This window comes from Parendozoicomonas verongulae (genome assembly GCF_009711465.1).
Lineage (GTDB): Bacteria > Pseudomonadota > Gammaproteobacteria > Pseudomonadales > Endozoicomonadaceae > Sansalvadorimonas > Sansalvadorimonas verongulae.
In genome coordinates this window covers 1-840 of the sequence record NZ_SMME01000431.1, presented here as the reverse complement: position 1 = coordinate 840, position 840 = coordinate 1, and the positions used below count along the sequence as shown (strand labels likewise).

Here is an 840-nt window from a genome sequence, read left to right as displayed (position 1 = left end):
TCAAGCAACCGTCATGGGTAACTTAGCCCAGGAATAAGGTTTAGAGGGGATACCACTAGAGCAGGATAATGAGCTTTGGGTAAATGATGATCTAGTGTTGTTACTATTCTTTGCCCACACAATGGACATCTTCCGTGGGCAGGTATCGCCATGAGTAAATCATAATACTCGCGCCCAGGAGAGGTTTTTTTTACCATTCTTTGCGTGTAGACACTTTTCATTTCATCAGAAGTAACAGTGTTGTCCACATTATCTGATGATTGAATTGTATGTAATTCAACAGCTAGTGCTTTTTGGTCAAATTCGCTGGCCGCTAATTCAACAGTATCTTCACATGACATTAATCTAGTTTTTAAATCGTCATCTCTAATTCTACTGACGCACCTAGAAAAAACATCCTTTGCATTTAGTTCTGGCTTTGGTAATTTTTTCATTTACTAGAACTCTCTTTCTCTGAGTAGAGGGCTCTAAGAATCGCCTTTGCCTCCATACCAAGCTGACCGTCAAAGCTAGCTAATGCTGACTTATATGAGGGATATTTTGTAGAAGAGTCCGAGAGCATTTTATGAAAGCCAGAGTTAGTCAGTTCAAGTCCGAACACTTCTCTTGTTAAAACACCTACATTCTCACCAAATGATTCCTGCTCAAGTCTTTCTGCTTTATTATTTTTACCGCTTCGCCACAATGTCCAGACACAGCTTTGAGGCACTTCTTGAAGTACAACTGGCGAGTGGGTAGCAATGATGGCAACGCCATTTCTGTCAATTAGTAAGTCTGACAGCGAGCGTATAAAGGCAGATAAAAGAGGTGGATGCAAATGAGCTTCAGGCTCATCCAAAA

General features: G+C 40.8%; 2 protein-coding genes. Both read right to left on the bottom strand.

Going from position 1 to position 840, the window contains the following annotated elements; translation table 11 throughout:
- Positions 1-11 precede the first annotated feature (11 nt).
- Entirely contained in the window at positions 12-434 is a 423-nt protein-coding gene (locus E1189_RS00915) for a hypothetical protein (protein WP_155158244.1), read from the bottom strand.
- The coding region (locus E1189_RS00910) for an AAA family ATPase (RefSeq protein WP_155158243.1) at positions 431-840 on the bottom strand (410 nt) is incomplete at its 5' end. The genes E1189_RS00910 and E1189_RS00915, both read right to left, overlap by 4 nt.

Excerpts from the sequence above, each read along its gene's own strand:
- E1189_RS00915 (WP_155158244.1), bottom strand. The coding sequence starts at position 434 with ATGAAAAAATTACCAAAGCCAGAACTAAATGCAAAGGATGTTTTTTCT.